The sequence below is a fragment of the Actinomadura harenae genome (genome assembly GCF_003696215.1).
Taxonomy (GTDB): Bacteria; Actinomycetota; Actinomycetes; order Streptosporangiales; family Streptosporangiaceae; genus Spirillospora; species Spirillospora harenae.
Window position 1 is genome coordinate 113737 of record NZ_RFFG01000007.1, and the last position, 23159, is coordinate 136895.

Below are 23159 nucleotides of genomic sequence, written 5' to 3' on the forward strand. Positions count from 1 at the left end.
CGCCACCGAGACCGGGAGACGAGATGTCGGACGAACCGGACGTGCGGCTGACCGCGTGGGTGCGCGGTCACGTCCAGGGGGTCGGGTTCCGCTGGTGGGTGCGGGCCCGCGCGTTGGAGCTGGGGCTCGTGGGGAGCGCGTCGAATCTGCGGGACGGCCGCGTCGAGGTGAACGCCGAAGGTCCGCGTACGGCCTGTGACCGGCTGCTGGAGCTGCTCCGGCCCGACGCCCGGCCCGAATCGGGGCTTCCGGCGCGTCCGGGACGCGTGGCCTCGGTGGTGGAGCGGTGGAGCGAGCCGCGTGGTGGGGTCTCCGGTTTCGAGGAACGCTGACCGGGTAGGGAATTCCGGTTTGATCCTGCTAAACTGGGGACGACAGGTTGTTACCGGCCTGTGATGTCCGTCTTGACCAGGACTCGTGCCGGTGCGACTCTAGATGATACGCGCACCGAATCCAGTTACTTCCCGTGCGCGATTCCTGCTGGTTACTCAGCGTGGAGGACCCTTAGTCATGGCGAAGGCTCTACTCGGCCACGTCGGCGGTCCCGACCCCCGGATGGTCGCGGAGATGCGGCGCCTGCAGCAGCGCGTACGTGATCTGGAGGCCGAGCTCGTCCGGCTCCAGGAGGAGAACGACGCGCTCGCGACGGCCGCCGAGGGCGACATGGTGTCGCTCGGAGTGAAGGATCGCGAACCGGCGCTGACCTGATCGGCGCCGCTTTTTCATGTCAGTCAAGGCAGGGACGCCGTTTCCCATGGCGTCCCTTGTTCTTTCCCGCAGTGCCCTCGGCCCCTGATTCGGACTTCTTGACCTGCATTTGGGGATAGGCCCGTTTCTCGGACGCCGGTGGGCGCCGTGGCTGCCGCAGTCCAGCACGATGTCCACCGGCGCGCCCGGCTCCCGGGCGTGCCTTCGGGCTGTCCGGCGAGGCCCCTGGCCGCCGGGTCGGCGTGGCGTGATGTGGCCGATCGCGGCATATTGGCGGCACTTCGGCGGAGAACGGCCGCGCGGATGCGGGGTCCCGGCGTCCTCTGCCGGTATCGTTCGACAGGCTCGCGGGCGTTCGCCCGGCGGGCCACGGGGGTGAGCGAGCCCGCCCGGCGCCGTCCGGCGCGACGCGACATGACGCGATGTGCCGCTCCCCGACCGCGAACCCGGAGGAGGACGGCGAGCGCGTGTACCTGAAGACCCTGACCCTGCGCGGGTTCAAGTCGTTCGCGTCGTCCACCACCCTGAAGTTCGAGCCCGGGATCACCGCCGTGGTCGGCCCGAACGGGTCCGGCAAGTCCAATGTCGTGGACGCGCTCGCCTGGGTGATGGGCGAGCAGGGGGCCAAGTCGCTGCGCGGCGGCAAGATGGAGGACGTGATCTTCGCGGGCACCGCGAACCGTCCGCCGCTGGGCCGCGCCGAGGTCGTGCTGACCATCGACAACTCCGACGGCGCCCTGCCGATCGACTACACCGAGGTCACCATCAGCCGGCTGATGTTCCGGTCCGGCCAGTCGGAGTACGCGATCAACGGCGACTCCTGCCGGCTGCTGGACATCCAGGAGCTGCTGTCGGACTCCGGCATCGGCCGCGAGATGCACGTGATCATCGGGCAGGGCCAGCTGGACCGGGTGCTGCACGCCGGGTCGGAGGGCCGCCGCGCGGTGATCGAGGAGGCCGCGGGCGTCCTGAAGCACCGCAAGCGCAAGGAGAAGGCGCTGCGGAAGCTGGACGCGATGCAGGCCAACCTCACCCGCGTCCAGGACCTGGTCGGCGAGCTGCGCCGCCAGCTCAAGCCGCTCGGACGGCAGGCCGAGATCGCCCGCCGCGCCGCCGTCATCCAGGCCGACCTGCGCGACGCGCGGCTGCGGCTGCTGGCCGACGACCTGGTCACGCTGCGGACGAGGCTGGAGCGCGAGGCCGCCGACGAGGCGCAGATCCGCGGGCGGCGCGTCGAGACCGAGCGGGCGCTCGCCGAGGCGCAGGAACGCGAGGGCGTGCTGGAGGCGGAGGAGGCCGAGCAGGCCCCGAAGCTGGCGCTCGTCCAGGACACCTGGTACCAGCTGTCGTCGCTGAAGGAGCGGCTGCGCGGCGTCGCCGACCTGGCCGCCGAGCGGCACCGGAACGCGGCCGAGGCGCGCGACGAGGAGCGCCGGGGCCGCGACCCCGAGGACATGGAGCGCGAGGCCGCCGAGATCCGCGAGCAGGAGGACATGCTCCGCGAGGCTCTCGAGGAGGCCCAGGACGGCCTGGACGAGGCCGTGCGCGAACGGTCCGACGCGGAGGAGGGCCTGAACAGCGAGGAGCGCCGCCTCCAGTCCGCCGCGCGCGCCGCCGCCGACCGCCGCGAGGAGCTGGCCCGGCTGCGCGGACGTGTCGAGGCGCTCCGAAGCAAGGCGCAGGCCGGGCAGTCGGAGATCGGCCGCCTGTCGGCCGCGCGCGCCGACGCCGAGCAGCGCGCCGCGACCGCACGGACCGAGTTCGAGGCGTTCGAGGCCGAGGTCGTCGAGGACCCGGCGCTCGCCGCCGAGCACGACGCCGCCCAGGAGCTGCTGGACGCCGCGAAGGAGACCACCGAGACCGCCCGCGCCGCCGTGGACGTCCCGCGCCAGGCGCTGAAGGAGGCGCGCGCCGCGGTGTCGGCCGCCCGGTCCGCCGACCAGGCCGCGCAGAAGCGCGTGACCGCCCTCCAGGCCCGCATCGAGGCCCTGAACCTGACGCTCGCGTCGGCCGCGGACGGCGGTGAGGCGCTGCTCGCGTCCGGGCTGGACGGCGTCCTCGGCACGGTCGCGTCGCTGCTGACCGTCCGCCCGGGGTACGAGACGGCCGTCGCCGCGGCGCTCGGCGACGCCACCCAGGCGATCGCCGTCGGCTCGCTCGACACGGCCGAGGCCGCGCTGACGCTGCTGCGCGCGAAGGACGCGGGACGCGCCGGGCTGCTCGTCGGTGGTTCGGGCGTGCCCGACGCGTTCGACCGGATTCCGGGCGTCGACTACGCGATCGACGCGGTGACCGTCCCGGACGCGGTGCGTCCCGCGATGGAGTTCCTGCTGCGGGACGTCGCGGTCGCCGACGACGTGACGTCCGCGGCCAAGCTCGTCCGGACCCATCCGTCGCTGCGCGTCGTGTCCGGCGACGGCGACCTCGTGGGCGCGCACTGGGCGCAGGGCGGCGGCGCGGACGGCGGGCAGTCGATCCTTCGGATGCGCGCCACGCTGGACGAGGCCACCGCCGACCTGGAGGCCGCCGAGACCGCCGCCGAGCGCAGCGCCGACGACCTCACGGAGACGACCGAGGCCGAGCAGCAGGCGCAGCTCTCCCTGGACGCGTCGCAGGTCGCGGTGGGGGAGGCCCAGGCCGTTGTCAACGCCGCCCAGGCGGAGCTCGACCGCATTCGCGCGCGCGTGCGCGAGGTCGAGTCACAGGCCGCACAGGAGGCGAAGCGCGCAGCGCGGCTGGAGGCGGACGTCCGGGCCGCGAGTGGCGAGGTCGAGCGGCTGGGCAAGGCGCTCGACGCGGCCGCCGAGTCCCGCGAGGCGGACCTCCAGGCCGCCGAGGACCTCGCGATGCGGCTGGAGGAGGCCGAGGAGGCCGCCAACGTCGCCGACGAGGTCGGCGAGGACACGTCCGCGCGCGACGAGTTGTCCGCGCGCGTGCAGGAGCTGCGCTCGTCCGAGATGGAGGCGCGGCTGACGGTCCGCACGGCCGAGGAGCGCGTCCAGGCCATCTCCGGACGCGCCGACGCCCTCGAACACGGAGCCCGCCGCGAGCGCGAGGAGCGCGCCCGCGCGGCCCGCCGCCGCGCCCGCCGCGAGCAGCAGGCGAAGATCGCCGAGGCGGTGCACCAGGGGTCGCTGGCCGCGCTGGCGCGCATCGAGCACTCGCTCGCCGCGGCCGTCACGCAGCGCGAGGCGGCCGAGGAGGCGCGCGCCGCCCGCGAGTCGGAGCTCCGGGTGATCCGGACGCAGGTGCGCGAGCTGTCGTCGATGCTGGAACGCCTGGTCAACGTCGTCCACGGCAACGAGGTCGCGCGCGCCGAGCAGCGTCTGCGGCTGGAGCAGCTGGAGCAGCGCGCGCTGGAGGAGTTCGGCCTCGAGGTCGACGCGCTGGTCGGCGAGTACGGGCCCGACCAGGACGTCCCGCCGGGTCCGGAGGCGGCCGAGGACGCCAGGCCGCTGCCGTACGACCGTCCCACGCAGGAGAAGCGGGCGAAGAAGGCCGAGCGCGAGCTGAACCAGCTCGGCAAGATCAACCCGCTCGCGCTGGAGGAGTTCGCGGCGCTGGAGGAGCGGCACGCGTTCCTGACCTCGCAGCTGGAGGACCTCAAGAAGACCCGCCGTGACCTGCTGCTGGTCGTCAAGGAGGTGGACGACCGGGTGCAGCAGGTGTTCGCGTCCGCCTACGCCGACACCGAGCGCGAGTTCGAGCGGATCTTCGCGCGGCTGTTCCCCGGCGGCGAGGGCAGCCTGTCGCTCACCGAGCCCGACGACATGCTCACCACGGGCGTCGAGGTCTCGGCCCGTCCGCCCGGCAAGAAGGTCAAGCGGCTGTCGCTGCTGTCCGGCGGCGAGCGGTCGCTGGTCGCGATCGCGTTCCTCGTCGCGGTGTTCAAGGCCCGCCCGTCCCCGTTCTACGTCCTGGACGAGGTGGAGGCGGCGCTCGACGACACCAACACCCAGCGGCTCATCAGGGTCTTCGAGGAGCTGCGCGAGTCGTCCCAGCTCATCGTCATCACCCACCAGAAGCGGACGATGGAGGGCGCGGACGCCCTCTACGGCGTGTCGATGCGGGGCGACGGCGTCACGCAGGTGGTCAGCCAGCGCCTCGTCCGCGACGAACCGGAGCCCGCCCCCGCGCCCGTCTAGATCCGGTCAAGTGGTGCATAAACCTCAGTGATCTGGGTGGACTTTGCCTGCGGATGGTTTTCTTTCCCGAGAATCGAGGAACCGGGGGAGGCGCGATCTAGGCCGGACTCCGTAACGTCCTAACGTGGCCATGCGGCTCCGATCACTGATCATCGCCGTCATCATTCCGGCCGTGTTCCTCGCGCCCGGTGGTCACTGCCGAGGTCCGGAACAGGGCCGGCAGGACGGCTCGTCCTCACCCCCGAGCAAGGGGACGGGCCGTTCGCCGGGGAGACCGGCGCCTCCGTGGCGTCCACCGCACGGACGCCCGGCCACGGCCGCCTACCGGTTCCACTGGGGCAGGCCGGTCGCGTCCGACGACTTCCGTGGGGAGCGGCTCGACCGACGCGCCTGGGAGGTCTACGACGGCCCAGGTCAGGACGGCAAAGGACACCGCAGCCCCCGCGCGGTCGGCGTCCGGAACGGCGTCCTCACGATCACCGGACGCCCGGACGGCACGACCGGCGGCGTGGCCTGGAAACGCGGTTCGCAGCACACCGGCCGCTGGGAGGCCCGCGTCCGGATGTCCCGGGCCTCCGCCGCCTACCACCCCGTCCTCCTGCTGTGGCCTACGCGCGCACGCGGGGGAAACGCCCCGAACGGCGGTGGCGGCGAGGTGGACTGGCTGGAGGTCGCCGACAACGGCACCCGCCGGACCGCGGAGTTCTTCCTGCACTACGGCTCCACGCGCAAGGACCAGCAGGTTTCCGGTCAGGTCCACGTCGACCTGACCCGCTGGCACGCGTTCGCCGTCGAATGGACGAACACCTGGGTCAGCGGCTTCGTGGACGGCAGGCGCTGGTTCCACACCACCCGCCGCGACGCCCTGCCGCACGGGCGGATGGGGCAGACGATCCAGCTCGACTGGTTCCCGCGAGACGCTCGCCACACCGCGCGCGGTATCAGGAGGAACGCCCCCGCGACGCTCCAGGTCGACTGGATCCGCATGTATCGGCGCTGACGGGACTGAAAGGCGTCCCATCCGGCGCTGCGGTACGGGGCATCGGCGGCCGTCTGGAAAACTGGACCCGCTATGGAATACGTGATCCTCATCGCCGGGCTGGCCGTCCTCGCGTTGATCGTGGGCGGCGTGATGTTCTTGCGGCCCGGCCGCCGCAAGCCCCAAGCTCCCGTCGAACCAGCGGAGCGGCCCGACATCCAGGCAGGCGCGACCACCACCGCGCCGCCGGAGGAGGATCAGGCCGCCCCGACGGTGGAACGGGCCCCACCGGCGCCCGCCGCGCCGCCCAAGCCGGAGATCGAGGTCCCGCCGCCGTCCGCCGGCCGGCTGGTCCGGCTGCGCGCCCGGCTCGCCCGGTCCCAGAACACCTTCGGCAAGACGCTGCTCGGCCTCCTGTCCCGCGACCATCTCGACGACGACGCGTGGGACGAGATCGAGGACACCCTGATCGGCGCCGACATCGGCGTCTCGGTGGCCCGTCAGATCACCGACGACCTGCGCACCCGCGTCCAGGTGCTCGGCAGCCGCACGCCCGCGGAGGTCCGCGCCCTGCTGCACGAGGAGCTGGTCAAGCAGATCGGCCCCGACCTCGACCGCTCGCTCCACACCCAGCGGCACGGCGAGAAGCCCGCCGTGCTCATGGTCGTCGGCGTCAACGGCACCGGCAAGACCACCACGACCGGCAAGCTCGCCCGCGTCCTGGTCGGGGACGGCCAGACCGTCGTCCTCGGCGCGGCCGACACCTTCCGCGCCGCCGCCGCCGACCAGCTGCAGACCTGGGGCGAGCGGGTCGGCGCGCAGGTCGTCCGCAAGGACGAGGGCGCCGACCCGGCCTCGGTCGCGTTCGACGCGGTCAAGCAGGGCATCGACGCCAAGGTCGACACGGTGATCATCGACACCGCCGGCCGGCTGCACACCAAGACCGGCCTCATGGACGAGCTCGGCAAGGTCAAGCGGGTCGTGGAGAAGCAGGCCGCGGTCGACGAGGTGCTGCTCGTCCTCGACGCCACCACCGGCCAGAACGGCATGCAGCAGGCCCGCGTGTTCGCCGAGGTCGTCAACATCACCGGCATCGCGCTGACCAAGCTGGACGGCACCGCCAAGGGCGGCATCGTCGTCCAGGTGCAGCGCGAGCTGGGCGTCCCGGTCAAGCTCGTCGGCCTCGGCGAGGGCCCGGACGACCTGGCCCCGTTCGAGCCCGGCGCGTTCGTGGACGCCATCCTCGGCGACTGATCGTCCATGGGGCTCCGCCGGCCTTCCGGCGGAGACCCACCGGCGGATCGTCCGCCGTCCCGTCACGACACCAGACCCCACCGGTCACCCGACCGGTGGGGTCTTTCGTAGGGAAAGGGCTGGCGGAAACGCTCGAAACCCCTGTCCTAACCGGGCAGTCGGTGAGGATTCCGAAACACCCGCGCAACACGCCGCGACGGGGTTTCACACCGCCGAAACACGGGAGCCGAACAGGCGAAACGGCCGCGCCGGAATCTTTTGCCCAGTCCACGTTCCCGGTCGAGGAGGGGCATCCCCCGAGATGAAGATCGATACAGGCGCGACGGCCTGGATGCTGGCCGCCACGGCGCTGGTGCTGTTCATGACCCCCGGGCTCGCGTTCTTCTACGGCGGCATGACGCGCGCGAAAAGCGTGCTGAACATGATGATGATGTCGTTCGGCAGCATCATCAGCGTGACCGTTCTGTGGGTGCTCTTCGGCCACTCCATCGCCTTCACCGACAACGGCAGCTCCTTCCTCAACAAGTTCCTCGGCGGATTCGGCGCGGTCGGGCTGAAAGGGACGGTCACCGCGATCCAGCAGGGCACCAGCCCCGACCACAACATCCCGCTGCTGGTCTACTCGGCCTTCCAGCTCACCTTCGCGATCATCACGGTCGCGCTGATCAGCGGGGCGATCGCCGACCGGGCCAAGTTCGGGGCGTGGATGGCCTTCACGGTCGTGTGGGCGTCGCTGGTGTACTTCCCGGTCGCGCACTGGGTGTGGGGCACCGGCTGGCTGAACAAGCTCGGCATCGAGGACTTCGCGGGCGGGACGGTCGTCCACGTCAACGCGGGCGCGGCCGGGCTCGCGCTGGCGCTCGTCCTCGGTAAGCGGCGCGGCTGGCCCAAGGAGCCGATGCGTCCGCACAACCTGCCGTTCGTGCTGCTCGGCGTCGCGATCCTGTGGTTCGGCTGGTTCGGGTTCAACGCGGGCTCGGAGATCGGCGTCGACACGACCACCGGCCTGGCGTTCATGAACACCCAGATCGCGACCGCGGTCGCGGCCGGGGCCTGGCTGATCGTCGAGAAGCTCCGGGACGGCCACGCCACCACGCTCGGCGCGGCGTCCGGCGCGGTCGCGGGCCTGGTCGCGATCACCCCCGCGTGCGGGTTCGTCGACCCGTGGGCCGCGATCGTCCTCGGCCTGGTCGCGGGCGCCGTCTGCGCCTACGCGATCGGCCTGAAGTACCGGCTCGGCTACGACGACTCGCTCGACGTGGTCGGCGTCCACCTGGTCGGCGGCGCGGTCGGCGCGGTCTCGCTCGGCTTCCTGGCCGCCTACCCGGCGCTGACCTCGCAGCATAAGGGCCTGTTCTACGGCGGCGGCGTCCACCAGCTCGGCCTCCAGGTGCTCGGGCCGGTCGTGATCGGCCTGTACTCGTTCGGGATGGCCTGGGTGATCGGCACCGTGATCGACAAGACCCTGGGCTTCCGGATCGACGAGGAGGACGAGGCGACCGGCGTGGACCTCACCACGCACGCCGAGACCGCCTACGATCTCGCCCCGGCGGGCGCCGGCTCGGTCGTCCGCACCGGCCACGCCTCCGTGGCGTCAGGCCCGGTGACCACCGGCGGAGCGTCCGCCGAGACGAAGGTGGAGGCGTGACCGTGAAGCTCATCACCGCGGTGATCAAGCCGTTCAAGCTCGACGAGGTCAAGGCGGCGCTGGAGGCGTTCGGGGTCCGCGGCCTCACCGTCAGCGAGGCCAGCGGCTTCGGCCGCCAGAAGGGCCACACCGAGGTCTACCGGGGCGCCGAGTACAAGGTCGACCTGGTGCCGAAGCTCCGCGTCGAGGTCCTGGTGGACGACGAGGACGCGCACGACATCATCGACGTCATCGTCAAGGCCGCCCGCACCGACAAGATCGGTGACGGGAAGGTCTGGGCCGTCCCGGTGGACACGGTCGTCCGCGTCCGCACCGGCGAGACCGGCCCGGACGCCCTTTAGGCCGCCGCGTGCCCCTCACCCAGGAAGGGCCCGAACCCGCTCCCGCCGTTGCCGCGCCCGGTGCTCCGGCCGGGTCCGCGCCCCGGGTCCGGGTGGCCCTGGCCGCCGCCAGGGCCACCCGTGGCTCCGACCTCGACAAGCGCCTGACCAGGCTCTTCTCCGAGGCGACGGAAGGGAGGCCGTCCGCGGGTCCGGCCGATGTGGCGCTGGTCGCGGTCGGGAGCCACGCGCGGCGCGAGCTGACGCCCGGCGGCGACCTCGACCTGGTGCTCCTGCACCGCGGACGCGGCGACGTCGCGGAGATCGCCGACCGGATCTGGTACCCGATCTGGGACGCCGGGCTGCGGCTCGACCACTCGGTCCGGACCGTCCAGGAGGCGCGGACGGTCGCCCGCGACGACATGAAGGCCGCGCTCGGCCTGCTCGCGCCGCGCCGCGTCGCCGGTGACCGCGCGCTCGTGGACGAGGTCCGCGCGGCCGTCCTCGCCGACTGGCGGGTGGACGCGCGGCGGCGGCTCGCCGAGCTCGGCGCCCTCTGCCGGGAACGCTGGGACGCCCAGGGCGAGCTGGCGTTCCTTCTGGAGGGCGACCTGAAGGAGGCGCGCGGCGGGCTCCGCGACGTGGAGGTCATGAACGCCGTCGCCGCGTCCTGGGTGGCCCCCGCGCCCGACGGACGGGTCCGCGAGGCCCACGACCTGCTGCTGGACGTCCGGCACGCGCTGCACGCGACCACCGGCCGCCCGTCCGACCGGCTCGTCCTCCAAGAGCAGGAGGCCGTCGCCACGGCACTCGGCATGCTCGACGCCGACGTCCTGCTCCGCGCGGTCGCCACGGCCGCCCGGACGATCACCCACGCCGACGACCAGGTCCGGAGGCGCGTCGACCGGTTCACCCGCCCCCGCACGGGACGCGCCGGACGCGCCGGACCCCGGCGGCGCCCCGTCGGCGACGGCGCCGTCGAGCAGGACGGCGAGGTCGTCCTCGCCCGCGGCGCCGACCTGGCGGACCCAGCGCTGGTCCTCCGCGTCGCCGCGTCCGCCGCGCAGAACGGCCTGCCCCTCGCTCCCGCGACCGTGCACACGCTCGCCGAGCGCGCCGCCCTGCCCGGCGCGCCGTGGCCGCCGGAGGCCCGCGACGCCCTGATCGCGCTGCTGGGAGCGGGTCCCGCCGCCATCGGCGTCTGGGAGGCCCTCGACCAGGTCGGCCTGGTCGTCCGGCTGCTGCCCGACTGGGAGCGTGTCCGGAACCGGCCGCAGCGCAACCCCGTGCACCGCTTCACCGTGGACCGCCACCTCGTCGAGACCGCCGCCGGGGCCGCCGCGCTGACCCGCGAGGTCGCCCGCCCCGACCTGCTGCTCGCCGGCGCGCTCCTGCACGACATCGGCAAGGGCTGGCCCGGTGACCACTCGGTCTGCGGCGCGGTCGTGGCGCGCGACGCCGCCGCCCGGATGGGCTTCCCACCGGGCGACGCGCGGGTGCTGGAGACCGTCGTCCGGCACCATCTCCTGCTGCCCGAGACCGCGACCCGCCGCGACATCGACGACCCCAGGACGATCGAGACCGTCCTGGCCGCCGCCCGCCAGGCCCCGGGGAGGGAGCGCGACGTCCTCGAACTGCTCGCCGCCCTCGCGATCGCGGACGGCCAGGCCACCGGCCCCGCCGCCTGGGGCTCCTGGAAGGCCCGCCTCGTGGCCGAACTGGCCCGGCGCGCGCTGATGTCGCTCGCGGGCGGGACGCTGCCGCCCGCGCCGTCCCTGGGCCCGGAAACCCTGGCCCTGGCCAGGCACGACGGCGCGGCCGTCCGGGTCCAGGGCTCCCGGATCATGATCGTCGCACCCGACCGTCCGGGCCTGCTCTGGCGGGCGGCGGGCGTCCTGGCCCTGCACCGCCTCGCCGTCCGGACGGCGAGGACCGTCTCCGCGACCGGCCCGAAGGCCGAAGCGGAGGGAACCGCCGTGACGCCGACCACCATGACGCCGACCTCTGTGAGCCCGACCCCTGTGACGCCGACCACCATGACACCGACCGCCGTGCTCGACTTCACGGCCGTCCCGGAGTTCGGCGATCCGCCCGACCCGGCCGCGCTGGAGTCCGATCTCCGCCGCATGCTGGCCGGGCGGCTCGACGTCGCCGACCGCCTCGAACGCCGGGCCCGGTCCGTCCGGATCCGGCCCGGAGCGGCCGTCCCGCCGCCGCGCGTCACGATCGTCCCCGACGCGTCGGAGAGCGCGACCGTCGTCGAGGTCCGCGCCCACGACCGCCCCGGCCTGCTGTGGCGCGTCGGCCAGGCGCTCGGCGAATGCGGCCTCCAGGTGATCGCCGCCCGCGTCGACACCCTGGGCGCCGAGGCCGTCGACGCCTTCTACGTCGTGGACGCCGAGGGCCTCCCCCTCCCCGCCGGCCACCGTCCGCCGGGGAAGTCCGCCGCGTCCGTCCGCGACCACGTCCTGGCGTCCCTGCACTGATCACGACAGGCCGGACAAGTCCGAAATTCGGACAGGGCGGGACCCGGCGCGTGACCCGATAGTCTGATAGGCGATCCCACGAAGCTTTCCAAGGACGGGTCCACACGTGTTCGAGACGCTCTCCGACCGGTTGACGACGGTTTTCTCGTCGCTGCGCAGCAAGGGCCGGCTCTCCGAGGCCGACATCAACGCGACGGCCCGCGAGATCCGCGTCGCGCTGCTCGAGGCCGACGTCGCGCTGCCCGTGGTGAAGGACTTCATCGCGCGGATCAAGGAGCGCGCCGCGAGCGCGGAGGTCTCCCAGGCGCTCAACCCGGCCCAGCAGGTCGTCAAGATCGTCAACGAGGAGCTCATCGGCATCCTCGGCGGCGAGACCCGGCGGCTGAACCTGGCCAAGAACCCGCCGACCGTGATCATGCTCGCGGGTCTGCAGGGCGCCGGCAAGACCACCCTCGCGGGCAAGCTCGCCCGGCACCTGAAGAAGGAGGGGCACGCGCCGCTGCTGGTCGCGGCCGACCTCCAGCGCCCCAACGCCGTCCAGCAGCTGCAGGTCGTCGGCGAGCGCGCCGGCGTGCAGGTCTTCGCCCCCGAGCCCGGCTCCGGCGTCGGCGACCCGGTGGACGTGGCGCGCCGCTCCATCGAGCAGGCCCGGCACGCCCAGCACGACATGGTCATCATCGACACCGCGGGCCGCCTCGGCGTGGACGCGGAGATGATGCAGCAGGCCATCGACATCCGCGACGCGGTCACGCCCGACGAGATCCTCTTCGTCGTCGACGCCATGGTCGGCCAGGACGCGGTGAACACCGCGCAGGCGTTCCTGGACGGCGTCGGCTTCGACGGCGTCGTCCTCACCAAGCTCGACGGCGACGCCCGAGGCGGCGCGGCCCTGTCGGTGCGGCACATCACCGGCCGCCCGATCATGTTCGCGTCCACCGGCGAGAAGCTGGACGACTTCAGCGTCTTCCACCCGGACCGGATGGCCGGGCGCATCCTCGACATGGGTGACATCCTCACCCTGATCGAGCAGGCCGAGCAGGCGTTCGACACCCAGCAGGCCGAGAAGATGACCACGAAGTTCGCGTCCGGCGAGGACTTCACGCTCGAGGACTTCCTCGAGCAGATGATGATGATCCGCAAGCTCGGGCCGATCGGCAACCTGCTCGGGATGATGCCGGGCATGGGCCAGGTCCGGGACCAGATCTCCCAGATCGACGACAAGGACCTGGACCGGGTCGCCGCGATCATCCGCTCCATGACCCCGGACGAGCGGTCCAACCCGAAGATCATCAACGGCTCGCGCCGGGCCCGCATCGCCAAGGGCTCCGGCGTCCAGGTCGGCGAGGTGTCCAGCCTGGTCACCCGGTTCTTCGACGCGCAGAAGATGGTCCGCGCGATGGCCGGCAACATGGGCTTCCCCGGCATGCCGGGCCGCCGCCGCGCCAAGCAGGCCCAGAAGGCCGCCAAGAAGAAGGGCAAGCGGCGCAGCGGCGACCCGCGCAAGCGCGCCGTCGGCAAGCAGCCCGCGGACGGCCAGCCCGACGCCCTGCCCCAGGGACTCCCGCCGGGCCTCGGCGGCCAGCTCCCGCCCGGCCTCGCCAAGCAGCTCCCGCCCGGCTTCCAGATGCCCGACCTCGGCGACCTCGGCGGCGGCAAGCAGAAGTAGCCCGCGCCACCGCGAACACGGTGACCCAGGTCACCGCGAACGCCGCGCTCCGCTCCTCCGCGGGACGCGGCGTTCGCCGTTCCACCGTCTGTGAGGTATCTGACGTGGCGGGGACGCCGGACATGTGGGCGGTTCGTGGTCACGGATGTCCGTGCGCGCCGATTCGCCTTATTTCCGAGGGCCCTGGGCGTCCTGGGAGCGATGGTTCGGACGGGCGTTCTGGGCGGAACGTTCACGCAGGTCAGGTGGGCTTTGCCGACGGAGTGGCCGCGTGTCATCGTCCGATTGCGCTTTTTCCGCGAACGTCTGGCAGAATGGCAGGCTGGAAACCCCGGGAATCGCGCTGGCGCCCTCTCTCGTCTCGCGCGCCCGGAGTCCACAGAGTTGGCCGGTCGCCGGTGTCCCCACCTGGTGCGGCCAATCTCGCCTGTACCAAGTCTGGAGAACACCACACCCGTGGCAGTCAAGATCAAGCTCAAGCGTCTGGGGAAGATCCGGAACCCGCAGTACCGGATCGTCGTCGCCGACTCCCGCACCAAGCGGGACGGTCGCGCCATCGAGGAGATCGGCCTCTACCAGCCGAAGCAGGAGCCGTCGCTCATCGAGATCGACTCCGAGCGCGCGCAGTACTGGCTGGGCGTCGGCGCGCAGCCGACCGAGCCGGTGCTGAGCCTGCTCAAGGTCACCGGCGACTGGCAGAAGTTCAAGGGCGAGCCGGGCGCCGAGGGCACCCTGCGCAAGGCCGAGCCGAAGCCGGACAAGAAGGCCGTCTTCGAGGCCGCCGTCAAGGAGTCGATGGGCGACGTCGACGCCGCGGCCGCCCCGGCCGCCAAGCCGAAGAAGAAGGCCGAGGCCAAGAAGGCCGACGCCGAGTCCGCCGAGACCGAAGTCAAGAGCGAGGACTGACGTGCTCGAAGAAGCGCTCGAGCACCTGGTGCGCGGGATCGTGGAGAACCCGGACGACGTCCGGGTCCGCGCCCGCCGCATCAGGGGCGGCCGGGTCCTTGAGGTGCGTGTGCACCCCGACGACCTCGGCAAGGTCATCGGCCGCAGCGGTCGCACCGCCAAGGCCCTGCGCACGGTCGTCAGCGCCCTCTCCGGAGGCCGCTACGTGCGCGTCGACCTGCTCGACGTCAACGAGGTCCGCTGACCCCGGACGGCTCGGGCGCAGGGCTCCCCGCGCGGACGGTTCCGCCGTCCGCCCGTAGGGACGCGCCAAGGCGATGCTTTGGCATGCCCCCTTGGGAGCCCACTTCACCGCCGTCCGAGTGACGGCGGAACCTGCCCCTTAGCGGGGGAGGACGTCATAACGGATCCGCTCGCGGGCCCGACAACGATTCCGAGCCGCCATGTCGTTCACGACGTGGCGGCTCGGATCGCGTTTACCCGGCCACACCCGGCCGGGTGCGCCGACCAGACCTCTCACGGCCTCGCGCCACGCCCGCTCACGCGGGGGACCAGGGTCGGAAGGCGATCACGGGGTCACCCGCGATCGCCGCCCGCACGAAGACGCCGATCATGCCCCCGCGGGGGAGGGCATGATCATCCTGGCGGACGCCGGTGAGATCATCCCCATCACGGGACGGCGGCGAAGGCGCGGTTGTCCCGGGCATGGGGATCCGGCTGGCAGGCTGGACACAGGCCGGCCGGCAGGCCGGACACAGGGACGCGCGGACCGCCGGAACGGCGGCGGCGCGGGGTTACGTTCATCGATCATCTGGAAGGGACGGCTCGTGGCCGAACGGATCGTGATCGGCCGGATCGGGCGTCCGCACGGCGTCCGCGGCGACAACACCGTGGACGTGCGGACCGACGACCCGGGGCTGCGGTTCGCGCCGGGCACGGAGATCGCCACCGACCCCGCGGGGACGGGCCCGCTGGTCGTCGAGCAGGCGCGCTGGCACTCCGGGCGGCTGCTCGTCCGCTTCGCGGGCGTCACCGGCCGGGACGGCGCCGAGGCCCTGCGCGGCACCTGGCTCGTCGTGGACGCCGACGACATCCCCGAATCGGACGACCCCGACGACTTCCACGACGCGCAGCTGGTCGGCCTGGCCGTCAGCACCGTCGAGGGCACCGCCGTGGGCGAGGTCACCGACGTCCGCCACCACGGCCAGGACCTGCTGGTCATCCGCCGTGCCGGCGGCGGCCGCGGCGAGCTCCTCGTGCCGTTCGTCGCCGCGCTCGTCCCCGAGGTGGACGTCGAGGGCGGCCGCCTCGTCATCGACCCGCCCGCCGGCCTGCTGGACGAGGACTGACCCCCCGATGCGACTCGACATCATCAGCATCTTCCCCGAGTACTTCGCCCCCCTGGACGTCTCGCTGATCGGCAAGGCCCGCCGGACCGGCCTCCTCGACGTCCACGTCCACGACCTGCGGTCCTGGACGCACGACCGGCACCGCACCGTCGACGACACCCCGTACGGCGGCGGCCCCGGCATGGTCATGAAGCCCGAGCCCTGGGGCGAGGCCCTGGACGCCGTCGCCCCGCCGGACGGCCCGGCACCGCGGCTCGTGGTGCCGACCCCGTCCGGGCGCCCCTTCACCCAGGCCATGGCCGCCGAACTCGCCGCCGAGGACCACCTCCTGTTCGCCTGCGGACGCTACGAGGGCATCGACTCCCGCGTCGTCGCGGAGGCCGCCACCCGCATGCCGGTGTCCGAGGTCAGCCTCGGCGACTTCGTGCTGGCGGGCGGAGAGGTCGCCGTCCTGGTCATGGTCGAGGCGATCGGACGGCTCATCCCGGGCGTCCTCGGGAACGCCGAGTCCGTCGCCGACGACTCGTTCGCCCCCGGAGCCATGGAATCGCTCCTGGAGGGCCCGGTCTTCACCAAGCCGCCGGTGTGGCGGGAGCGGGCCGTCCCGGAGATCCTTCTGTCGGGCAACCACGGCGCGATCGCCCGCTGGCGGCGCGACCAGGCGCTGCGCCGGACCGCCCAGAACCGCCCCGAGCTGCTCGGACGCCTCGCCCCCGAAACGCTTGACAAGCACGACCTGAAGATCCTCGCCGAGGCCGGTTTTCCGGAGCACGGCGAAGATATGGCAAACTAGAGCGTCGCCGTGTAGCTCGTGACGCACGGCGCGCAGACTTCCAAGAAGATCCATTTCGCGCGGAGCGACGCCCCCATGCAGTACGTGACGGGGCCTCTCGACGTCCGCGTTCGACACGACTGAGGTACAGCTGCCATGCACGCTTTGATCCAGGAGATCGAGAAGGCCGCCCTGCGGGCCGACGTTCCGGACTTCCGTCCCGGCGACACCGTGCGCGTTCACGCGCGCATCACCGAGGGCAAGGTCACCCGTGTCCAGGTCTTCGAGGGCGTGGTGATCCGGCGCCAGGGCGGCGGCTCGCGCGAGACCTTCACCGTCCGCAAGATCAGCAAGGGCGGCTACGGCGTCGAGCGCACCTGGCCGATCAACAGCCCGCACATCGAGAAGCTCGAGGTCGCGATCCGCGGTGACGTCCGCCGCGCCAAGCTGTACTACCTGCGCAACCTGCGCGGCAAGGCGGCCCGCATCAAGGAGAAGCGCGACTTCTGATCGCTCTCGCCTCACCGAGCGTCCGGCGCCCCGGGATCCCATCACGGATCCCGGGGCGCTGACCGTTTTGGGGGAAAGTGCACGTCGGACCGGGTCGGCACGACGGCACGACACGGCCATGCACGAGATTCGGCGGCCCTCCCGCCGCTAGTCTGGCGCTCTGATGACTGACGAGGACGATCGGAGAGACGTGCGTTCCGAAGCCGAGGGCGCGGTGCCCGAAGAGAAGCAGACCGTGACCTCCGCGCGCGAGTCGTCCGACGCCGGGAACACCGACTCCGAGCAGCCCGAGACGCCGGAGGAGGACGAGTCCACCGGCAAGAAGCGCAAGAAGCAGGGCTCGTTCCTCAAGGAACTCCCCGTCCTGATCGGCGTCGCCCTCGTCCTCGCCCTGGTGATCAAGGCGTTCGTCGTCCAGGCGTTCTACATCCCGTCCGGGTCGATGGAGAACACCCTCCAGATCGGCGACCGCGTCCTGGTCAACAAGGTCGTCTACCACACCCGGGACATCTCCCGCGGCGACGTCGTCGTCTTCAACGGCCTCGACTCCTGGGACCCGGAGATCCAGGTCAGCCACTCGAGCAACCCCGTCACCCGGGTCCTGCACGCCATCGGCGGCGCCTTCGGCGTGGCGCCGAACGAGAAGGACTACATCAAGCGCGTGATCGGCGTCCCCGGCGACCACGTCAAGTGCTGCGACGCCCAGGGCCGCGTCACCGTCAACGGCGTCCCGCTGGACGAGCACACCTACCTGTTCACGGACCCGTCCACACACGTCCAGAACAAGCCGTCCATCGACCCCTTCGACGCCACCGTCGGCCCCGGCCAGCTCTGGGTCATGGGCGACCACCGCGAGGCCTCCTCCGACTCCCGCTGGCACCGCGGCGACCGAGGCGGCGGCACCATCCCGATCGACCACGTCATCGGCCGTGCCTTCGTCATCGTCTGGCCCCTGAACCGCCTCGACACCCTCCCCATCCCGTCCACCTTCAAGCAGCCGACCCTGAAGGCCGCCGCCGCCCTGGCCCCAGCCACCCCCCTCACCCTGGGCTTCCTGGCCGCCATCCCCCTCACCCACCTGATCCGCCGCAAGAATCGCCCACGCCGCTAACCACGGCCCGGCACTCACACCCACGGCCGCAACCGCTCCCGGGCTGCCGGGCGTTAGCACCAGCCCTGTGCTGGCCCCCACACCTGCCTTGCATCTGAGCCGCATCCACCCCTGCCTCGACCCCCACGCCAGCGCCCCGCCCCAGCGCCAAGGCTCGCTCGCCAACGGCCTCTGGCCCGCCTGTGCCTCCGCCCTGCCAACGGCGGCCTCAGCGTCGTCCCCGCCCTCAGCGCCAAGGCTCGCCCCCAACGGCCTCCGGCCCGCCGAGGCATCCACCCTGCCCACGGCGGCCTCAGCGTTGCCCCGCCTCTGCCCCGCGCCAACACCCCGCCCTCGGACCCAGGCCCCTGCCCCTTCGCCTCGTGCCCATGCTTCTGCCCCGCGCGTACCTGCGCTGCGCCCGTACTCGCGTTGTGCCTGGGGCCACGTTGTGCCTGGGTCTGGGCCTGCGCTGCTCCTGGGCCCGTTCGTGGTTGCACTTGCGCCGATGGTTGCGACTGCAATAGCAGTGGGTAGTCGAGGGCGCCGCGAAGCACCGTTTTGCCTTCTTGAAGGTTCCGCCTTGGGCTGAACGTCATCGACGCGGACATGATCTGCGGATTCGTGGAGGTCATCCGCTTCCGGAGGTGCTGAAGCGCCAAAGCGGGGTTTTCCGGCTTTCCAGGGACGTACGCTGCGAGTATGAACGGTCGTCCACTGCGGTTCACGCCGAGGCGTGACGCCGGGCTGTACGGCTTCGAACGCGCCTTGGGCCACGGGGGATTCAGCCCTGTGGCCGGGGTCGACGAGGCGGGCCGCGGAGCCTGCGCCGGTCCGCTGGTGATCGGTGCCGCGATCTTGGCGGACGGCAAACGAGGCCGGATCGAGGGCCTCAGCGACTCCAAGCTGCTCACCCCGGCCCGCCGCGAGGCGCTTTACGAGGAGATCGTCGAGCGCGCGGCGAGCTGGAGCGTGATCATCGTGCCCCGGGACGAGGTGGACCGCTTCGGTGTGCACCGGTGCAACATCACCGGGATGCGCCGCGCCGTGGCCGCACTGGGCCGGCGCCCCGAATACGTCCTGAGCGACGGCTTCTCCGTTCCCGGCCTGGTGGCGCCCAGCCTCGGCGTGATCAAGGGCGACCAGGTGGTGGCCTGCATCGCCGCCGCGTCCATCGTGGCGAAGGTCACCCGCGACCGGATCATGGTCGACCTGCACGAGCGCTACCCCCAGTACGGCTTCGACGTGCACAAGGGATACGCCACCAAGGCGCACACGGCAGCCCTTGCCGAACACGGCCCCTGTGCCGAACACCGCCTCTCCTTCGTCAATGTCGGCCGGGTGGTGCGTAAGAATGGGGGCGTGGTCACGGGGGAGCAAGCCGGGGAGGACCACGGGACCCGGATGGAAGGGACACGGGTGTGAGCGCCGAGGATCTCGAGAAGTACGAAACCGAGATGGAGCTTCAGCTCTATCGCGAATACCGCGACGTCGTCGGCCTCTTCAGCTACGTCGTGGAGACCGAGCGCCGCTTCTACCTGACCAACTCGGTCGATCTCCAGGTCCGCGGCGCCGACAACGGCGAGGTCTACTTCGAGGTCACCATGCAGGACGCCTGGGTGTGGGACATGTATCGCCCTGCCCGCTTCGTCAAGAACGTCCGCGTGGTCACCTTCAAGGACGTCAACGTCGAAGAACTCGCCAAGAGCGACTTCGAACTCCCCGGCGACCAGTAGCACCACACCGCACCCCCTTCCCCCAGCTCACCCACGTCGCCCGCCCCGCTCCGCCGCGCCGCGCCCTCCTCGCCCTGGCGTGCCTGCGCGGCGTGTCACGCCTAACCGCAGCACGGCCTCCCCACGGCGCACGGTTTCCCCAGGAGTGCCGCACGTGCGTCCTGCCGCGCCGCACGCCATGCCACGCACGCGCCCTCGCCGTGTGGTGCGGTCTTGCGATGTGCCGCGTTCCGTTCGTGCGGTGCCTTCCATCGTGTGGTGACCTCCACCATGTGGGGCGTTCGCCATGTATCTCTTCGCTGTGAGGCCTCTTACTGCTGCCCTGCTCCTCTCTGGAGATTGGAATGGGGGGGTAGGGGGGTGTGAGTCGCCATGAGCTGCTCGCAGGTCGTTGACTTGGGGTGGAGCGAGAGGAAAGGGACGCGGAACAGGACGCTCCGCGTTGTTTTGGTTGCTGGGTGTGGGGTCATGGGGACTTGGCCTTCTGGGTCAGGCGCCAGCCGCCGGGGGCGCGTTCTACGAAGCCGGCGGCAGAGAGGAGGCCGAGTTTGGCGTTGGCGGTGGGGAGGTCCAGGCCGGCTTTGGCCGCTATCTGAGCCGGGCCGGCCGCTGCGCGGGTGGGGAGGGCCTCCAGGACGGTTTGGGTGACCTTGTCCAGGAGGTCGCGGGACAGGACGGGGCTGGCGGGGATCGGGGCCAGGTCCGTGCCGAGTTCGCCCACGGCTTCGATCACCTCCTCGCTTCGGGTGACGAGGAGCGCGGGCGGCGGGTCGCGTAGGAGCGCGTGGCAGCCGACCGAGGACGCAGAGGTCACAGGCCCGGGGACGGCCATGACCACGCGGCTCAGTTTCCGGGCCCAGTGGGCCGTGCTCAGTGCGCCGCTGCGACGGCCCGCTTCCACGACGACCGTGCCCCTGGAGAGCGCGGCGATGACGCGGTTGCGGACGAGGAAACGTTGTCGTCTCGGTGATGTTCCAGGCGGTGACTCGCTGATGAGCAGTTCACGGCGGGCGAGTTCGGCGAACAGGCCGTCGTTGCATGCCGGATAGGGGACATCCACTCCGTTGGCGAGGACCGCGACGGTCGGGCCGTCGGCGGCGAGCGAGCCTCGGTGTGCTGCGGCGTCGATCCCCATCGCTCCGCCCGAGACGACCGTCCACCCGCGGTCGCCCAGTTCGGATGCCATCTCCGCCGCGACGCGCAGCCCGTAGGAGGATGCGGCGCGGGCCCCGACGAGCGCGACGGAGCGCAGACAACCGTGGCGCAGATCGCTGGGGCCGCGCAGCCACAAGGCGTACGGGCGGCGTGAGCCGAGGTCATCCAGAGTGGTGGGCCATTCCGGATCACCTGGGCAGACCAGCCTGACGCCGAGACGTTCGGCCACGAGCAGATCACTGGCGGGCTCGGCGGCCGACAACCGGATTCGCCAATGTGCCAGGCGCTCGGTCATCCGAGCCGTCTCGGAGTCGTCGGCGATTCGGGCCTTCAACTCGTCCGGTAACCGGCCGGAGCGGATGGCATCGAGGGCTCTGGCCGCCCCGACCGCATCGATGATCTGGTTGAGCACGGGTTCTCCGGGCTCGGCCAAGGCTGTGAGCGCCGCGCGTGCGGTCTGGTCATCGGTCATGTTCGTCTCCTCTGCTGGGCGAGGGTTGGGGTGTGTCCTGGCCTAGGGGTCATGTCCAGCGGCTGTTCCATAGGGCCAGGGCACCGCCGACGTCGTCCTCGCCCGGCTCGTTGCGGTCGGCGAGGTCGGCGATCGTCCAGGCCACGCGGAGGACACGATCGAGGCCGCGAGCGCTGAGAGTCCCTTTCTGGAGTGCCTCGTCGGCGGCATGCATCGCTTCTCCCGGCGGGGTGAAGTGGCGCCGGAGTTCCGGGCCGGGGATCTCGGAGTTGGTCCGCCAGGGGGTGCCGGACAGGCGCTTCACAGCCCGGTCGCGCGCGTTCAGGACACGCTCGGCCACGACGTCGCTGGATTCGGCGAACTCCAGGTCGTATCGGAGTTCGGCGCGGCTCGCCGGGGTGAGCTCCAGTTTCAGATCGATACGGTCCAGCAGGGGGCCTGAGACGCGCGAGATGTACTTGCGGCGGACGCCCGGGGCGCAGGAGCAGTCCATCTGCTTGGCGGCGGCACACGGGCATGGGTTCGCCGCCAGGACCAACGTGAACCGTGCAGGGAACCGTGCGGTGCCCTCCACTCTGGACAGTCTGACCTCCCCTTCTTCGAGCGGCTGCCGCAGCGCGTCCAGGACCCCGCCGTGAAACTCGGGCGCCTCATCGAGGAAGAGGATGCCCCTGTGGGCCAGGGACACCGCTCCCGGTCGCAGGACGCGCCCCGAACCGCCGCCCACGATCGCCGCCCTCGTCGCGGTGTGATGCGGGGCGTGGAACGGCGGATTGGTGATCATCGGCTGGTCGGGCGGGAGAGTGCCCGCGACCGAGTGGATCGCCGTGACCTCGAGTGCCGCCCCCGGCTCCAGCGGCGGCATCAGAGTGGGGAGCCGCTCGGCCAACATCGTCTTCCCACAACCTGGCGGGCCCGAGAAAAATAGATGATGGCCGCCCGCTGCGCTGATCTCCAGGGCCCGACGGGCCTCGGCCTGTCCGCGGACGTCCGCCAGGTTGAGGTCGGTGCGCCGGTCGGGGCAGCGCGGGGTGAGACCGTCCATGCCGTACTGAGGGGACGGCTCGGAGTGCTCTTCCTCGGTCGGCGGCGGCTCATCGCGGAGCAGGCAGAGCAACTCGCGCAGGCTGGCGACCGGAACGACCTCGACATCCGGGACGAGCCTGGCCTCGGCGGCGTTCGCCCGGGGCACGACGACCGTCTGACAGCCCGCGTTGGCGGACGCCAGGACCGCGGGCAGCACACCCGGGATGGCCCGCATCCGTCCGTCCAGCCCGAGCTCGCCGACCAGCGTCAGACCGGCGCACGAGAACGGGGGGATCGCCTCGGCTGCCGCGAGGAGGGCGATGGCGATCGCGATGTCGAAGGTCGAGCCCTTCTTCGGCAGGCTGGCCGGGAAGAGCGAGACCGTGACATGCCTGTTGGGCCAATCCTCACCAGAGTTGTAGATCGCGGCGCGAACCCTGTCGCGGGCCTCGTTCAGGGCGGCGTCGGGAAGCCCCACCAGGTGGAGGCCCGGGACGCCGCTCGTGATGGCGGCCTCGACGTCCACCACGAAGCCGTCCACGCCCACGAGCGAGACGGAGCGCGTCTTGGCGAGCGTCATTCAGCACACCTCCCGCAGGTGCTCCAGGGCGAAGCCTTCGCCCTGGCAGACCAGAGCGATGACGTCCACCCGGATCTGCGACCCTGGAACCCGGTTCGCGGCCGCCCAGCGCAGCGCCAGCTTCCGTAACCGCGTCGCCTTGCGTTCGTTGATCGCTTCGAGCGGGTCGCCGAACGCCTTCGACCTGCGGGTCTTCACCTCGCAGGCGACGTGCCGCCGCCCGTCGTACGCGACGATGTCGAGTTCGCCTTCCGAGCACCGCCAGTTCCGGTCGAGCACGTTCCATCCGAGACGCTCCAGGTACGCGGCCGCCGCGTCCTCGCCTCGCCGTCCGAGCAACTGATTGCCGTTCATCGG

The 23159-nt window shown here is 71.8% G+C and carries 20 protein-coding genes; 17 read left to right on the forward strand and 3 right to left on the reverse strand.

The window, feature by feature from the left end:
* Positions 1-23: 23 nt before the first annotated feature.
* The 17 genes from EBO15_RS05930 to EBO15_RS06010 all read left to right on the forward strand — a co-directional run bounded on the left by EBO15_RS05930 (position 24) and on the right by EBO15_RS06010 (position 19569).
* Positions 24-332, forward strand: coding sequence for an acylphosphatase (locus tag EBO15_RS05930; protein WP_122193283.1), 309 nt, complete (start codon positions 24-26; stop codon positions 330-332).
* Between the two features lie 178 nt (positions 333-510).
* Positions 511-708, forward strand: coding sequence for a hypothetical protein (locus tag EBO15_RS05935; protein ID WP_122193284.1), 198 nt, complete (start codon positions 511-513; stop codon positions 706-708).
* Positions 709-1175: 467 nt separating this feature from the next.
* Positions 1176-4853, forward strand: a complete 3678-nt coding sequence (smc, locus tag EBO15_RS05940) for a chromosome segregation protein SMC (RefSeq protein ID WP_122193321.1) — start codon at positions 1176-1178, stop codon at positions 4851-4853.
* Between the two features lie 130 nt (positions 4854-4983).
* Complete coding sequence (locus EBO15_RS05945) at positions 4984-5853, forward strand: glycoside hydrolase family 16 protein (protein WP_122193285.1); 870 nt, start codon at positions 4984-4986, stop codon at positions 5851-5853.
* A 72-nt stretch (positions 5854-5925) separates the two neighbouring features.
* Positions 5926-7086, forward strand: coding sequence for a signal recognition particle-docking protein FtsY (ftsY, locus tag EBO15_RS05950; protein ID WP_122193286.1), 1161 nt, complete (start codon positions 5926-5928; stop codon positions 7084-7086).
* 301 nt (positions 7087-7387) lie between these two features.
* On the forward strand, positions 7388-8734 hold the full coding sequence (locus EBO15_RS05955; RefSeq protein ID WP_122193287.1) for an ammonium transporter: 1347 nt from the start codon (positions 7388-7390) through the stop codon (positions 8732-8734).
* Positions 8731-9075 (forward strand): P-II family nitrogen regulator, encoded by a 345-nt coding sequence (locus EBO15_RS05960; protein WP_456047863.1) that lies wholly within the window; start codon positions 8731-8733, stop codon positions 9073-9075. Before EBO15_RS05955 ends, EBO15_RS05960 begins: the two co-directional genes overlap by 4 nt.
* 8 nt (positions 9076-9083) lie before the next feature.
* Positions 9084-11540 carry a [protein-PII] uridylyltransferase gene (locus EBO15_RS05965; RefSeq protein WP_122193288.1) on the forward strand — a complete coding sequence of 819 codons (2457 nt, stop codon included), beginning with the start codon at positions 9084-9086 and terminating at the stop codon, positions 11538-11540.
* Between the two features lie 106 nt (positions 11541-11646).
* Positions 11647-13206, forward strand: a complete 1560-nt coding sequence (ffh, locus tag EBO15_RS05970; protein WP_122193289.1) for a signal recognition particle protein — start codon at positions 11647-11649, stop codon at positions 13204-13206.
* Positions 13207-13662: 456 nt separating this feature from the next.
* Positions 13663-14112, forward strand: a complete 450-nt coding sequence (gene rpsP, locus EBO15_RS05975) for a 30S ribosomal protein S16 (protein ID WP_122193290.1) — start codon at positions 13663-13665, stop codon at positions 14110-14112.
* Between the two features lies 1 nt (position 14113).
* Positions 14114-14356: an RNA-binding protein gene (locus EBO15_RS05980; protein ID WP_122193291.1), complete on the forward strand. Its 243-nt coding sequence runs from the start codon at positions 14114-14116 to the stop codon at positions 14354-14356.
* Positions 14357-14939: 583 nt separating this feature from the next.
* Complete coding sequence (gene rimM, locus EBO15_RS05985) at positions 14940-15461, forward strand: ribosome maturation factor RimM (protein ID WP_233616003.1); 522 nt, start codon at positions 14940-14942, stop codon at positions 15459-15461.
* Positions 15462-15468: 7 nt separating this feature from the next.
* Positions 15469-16254 (forward strand): tRNA (guanosine(37)-N1)-methyltransferase TrmD, encoded by a 786-nt coding sequence (gene trmD, locus EBO15_RS05990; RefSeq protein WP_122193293.1) that lies wholly within the window; start codon positions 15469-15471, stop codon positions 16252-16254.
* A 135-nt stretch (positions 16255-16389) separates the two neighbouring features.
* The gene (gene rplS, locus EBO15_RS05995) at positions 16390-16743 is read left to right on the forward strand and encodes a 50S ribosomal protein L19 (RefSeq protein WP_122193294.1); all 354 of its coding nucleotides are present in this window, start codon (positions 16390-16392) and stop codon (positions 16741-16743) included.
* A gap of 190 nt (positions 16744-16933) precedes the next feature.
* Positions 16934-17854, forward strand: a complete 921-nt coding sequence (gene lepB, locus EBO15_RS06000) for a signal peptidase I (RefSeq protein ID WP_233616004.1) — start codon at positions 16934-16936, stop codon at positions 17852-17854.
* 681 nt (positions 17855-18535) lie between these two features.
* On the forward strand, positions 18536-19258 hold the full coding sequence (locus tag EBO15_RS06005) for a ribonuclease HII (RefSeq protein WP_122193296.1): 723 nt from the start codon (positions 18536-18538) through the stop codon (positions 19256-19258).
* Positions 19255-19569, forward strand: coding sequence for a DUF2469 domain-containing protein (locus EBO15_RS06010; protein ID WP_122193297.1), 315 nt, complete (start codon positions 19255-19257; stop codon positions 19567-19569). Before EBO15_RS06005 ends, EBO15_RS06010 begins: the two co-directional genes overlap by 4 nt.
* A gap of 466 nt (positions 19570-20035) precedes the next feature.
* Here EBO15_RS06010 and dprA read toward each other — a convergent pair whose 3' ends face one another.
* Genes dprA through EBO15_RS06025 form a run of 3 tightly spaced genes read right to left on the reverse strand, consistent with a single transcriptional unit; the run spans position 20036 to position 23156 of the window.
* Positions 20036-21196 carry a DNA-processing protein DprA gene (gene dprA, locus EBO15_RS06015; RefSeq protein WP_122193298.1) on the reverse strand — a complete coding sequence of 387 codons (1161 nt, stop codon included), beginning with the start codon at positions 21194-21196 and terminating at the stop codon, positions 20036-20038.
* Between the two features lie 49 nt (positions 21197-21245).
* Complete coding sequence (locus EBO15_RS06020; RefSeq protein ID WP_122193299.1) at positions 21246-22802, reverse strand: YifB family Mg chelatase-like AAA ATPase; 1557 nt, start codon at positions 22800-22802, stop codon at positions 21246-21248.
* Positions 22803-23156, reverse strand: coding sequence for a YraN family protein (locus EBO15_RS06025; protein WP_122193300.1), 354 nt, complete (start codon positions 23154-23156; stop codon positions 22803-22805). It abuts the gene before it with no gap.
* Between the last annotated feature and the right edge of the window lie 3 nt (positions 23157-23159).

Bases quoted from the DNA above. Each gene is read 5' to 3' on its own strand.
- trmD (WP_122193293.1), top strand. From the start codon at position 15,469: ATGCGACTCGACATCATCAGCATCTTCCCCGAGTACTTCGCCCCCCTG.
- EBO15_RS06020 (WP_122193299.1), bottom strand. From the start codon at position 22,802: ATGACGCTCGCCAAGACGCGCTCCGTCTCGCTCGTGGGCGTGGACGGC.
- EBO15_RS06005 (WP_122193296.1), top strand. From the start codon at position 18,536: ATGAACGGTCGTCCACTGCGGTTCACGCCGAGGCGTGACGCCGGGCTG.
- EBO15_RS05955 (WP_122193287.1), top strand. From the start codon at position 7,388: ATGAAGATCGATACAGGCGCGACGGCCTGGATGCTGGCCGCCACGGCG.
- ftsY (WP_122193286.1), top strand. From the start codon at position 5,926: ATGGAATACGTGATCCTCATCGCCGGGCTGGCCGTCCTCGCGTTGATC.
- rplS (WP_122193294.1), top strand. From the start codon at position 16,390: ATGCACGCTTTGATCCAGGAGATCGAGAAGGCCGCCCTGCGGGCCGAC.
- dprA (WP_122193298.1), bottom strand. From the start codon at position 21,196: ATGACCGATGACCAGACCGCACGCGCGGCGCTCACAGCCTTGGCCGAG.
- EBO15_RS06025 (WP_122193300.1), bottom strand. From the start codon at position 23,156: ATGAACGGCAATCAGTTGCTCGGACGGCGAGGCGAGGACGCGGCGGCC.
- EBO15_RS05935 (WP_122193284.1), top strand. From the start codon at position 511: ATGGCGAAGGCTCTACTCGGCCACGTCGGCGGTCCCGACCCCCGGATG.
- EBO15_RS05945 (WP_122193285.1), top strand. From the start codon at position 4,984: ATGCGGCTCCGATCACTGATCATCGCCGTCATCATTCCGGCCGTGTTC.
- EBO15_RS05930 (WP_122193283.1), top strand. From the start codon at position 24: ATGTCGGACGAACCGGACGTGCGGCTGACCGCGTGGGTGCGCGGTCAC.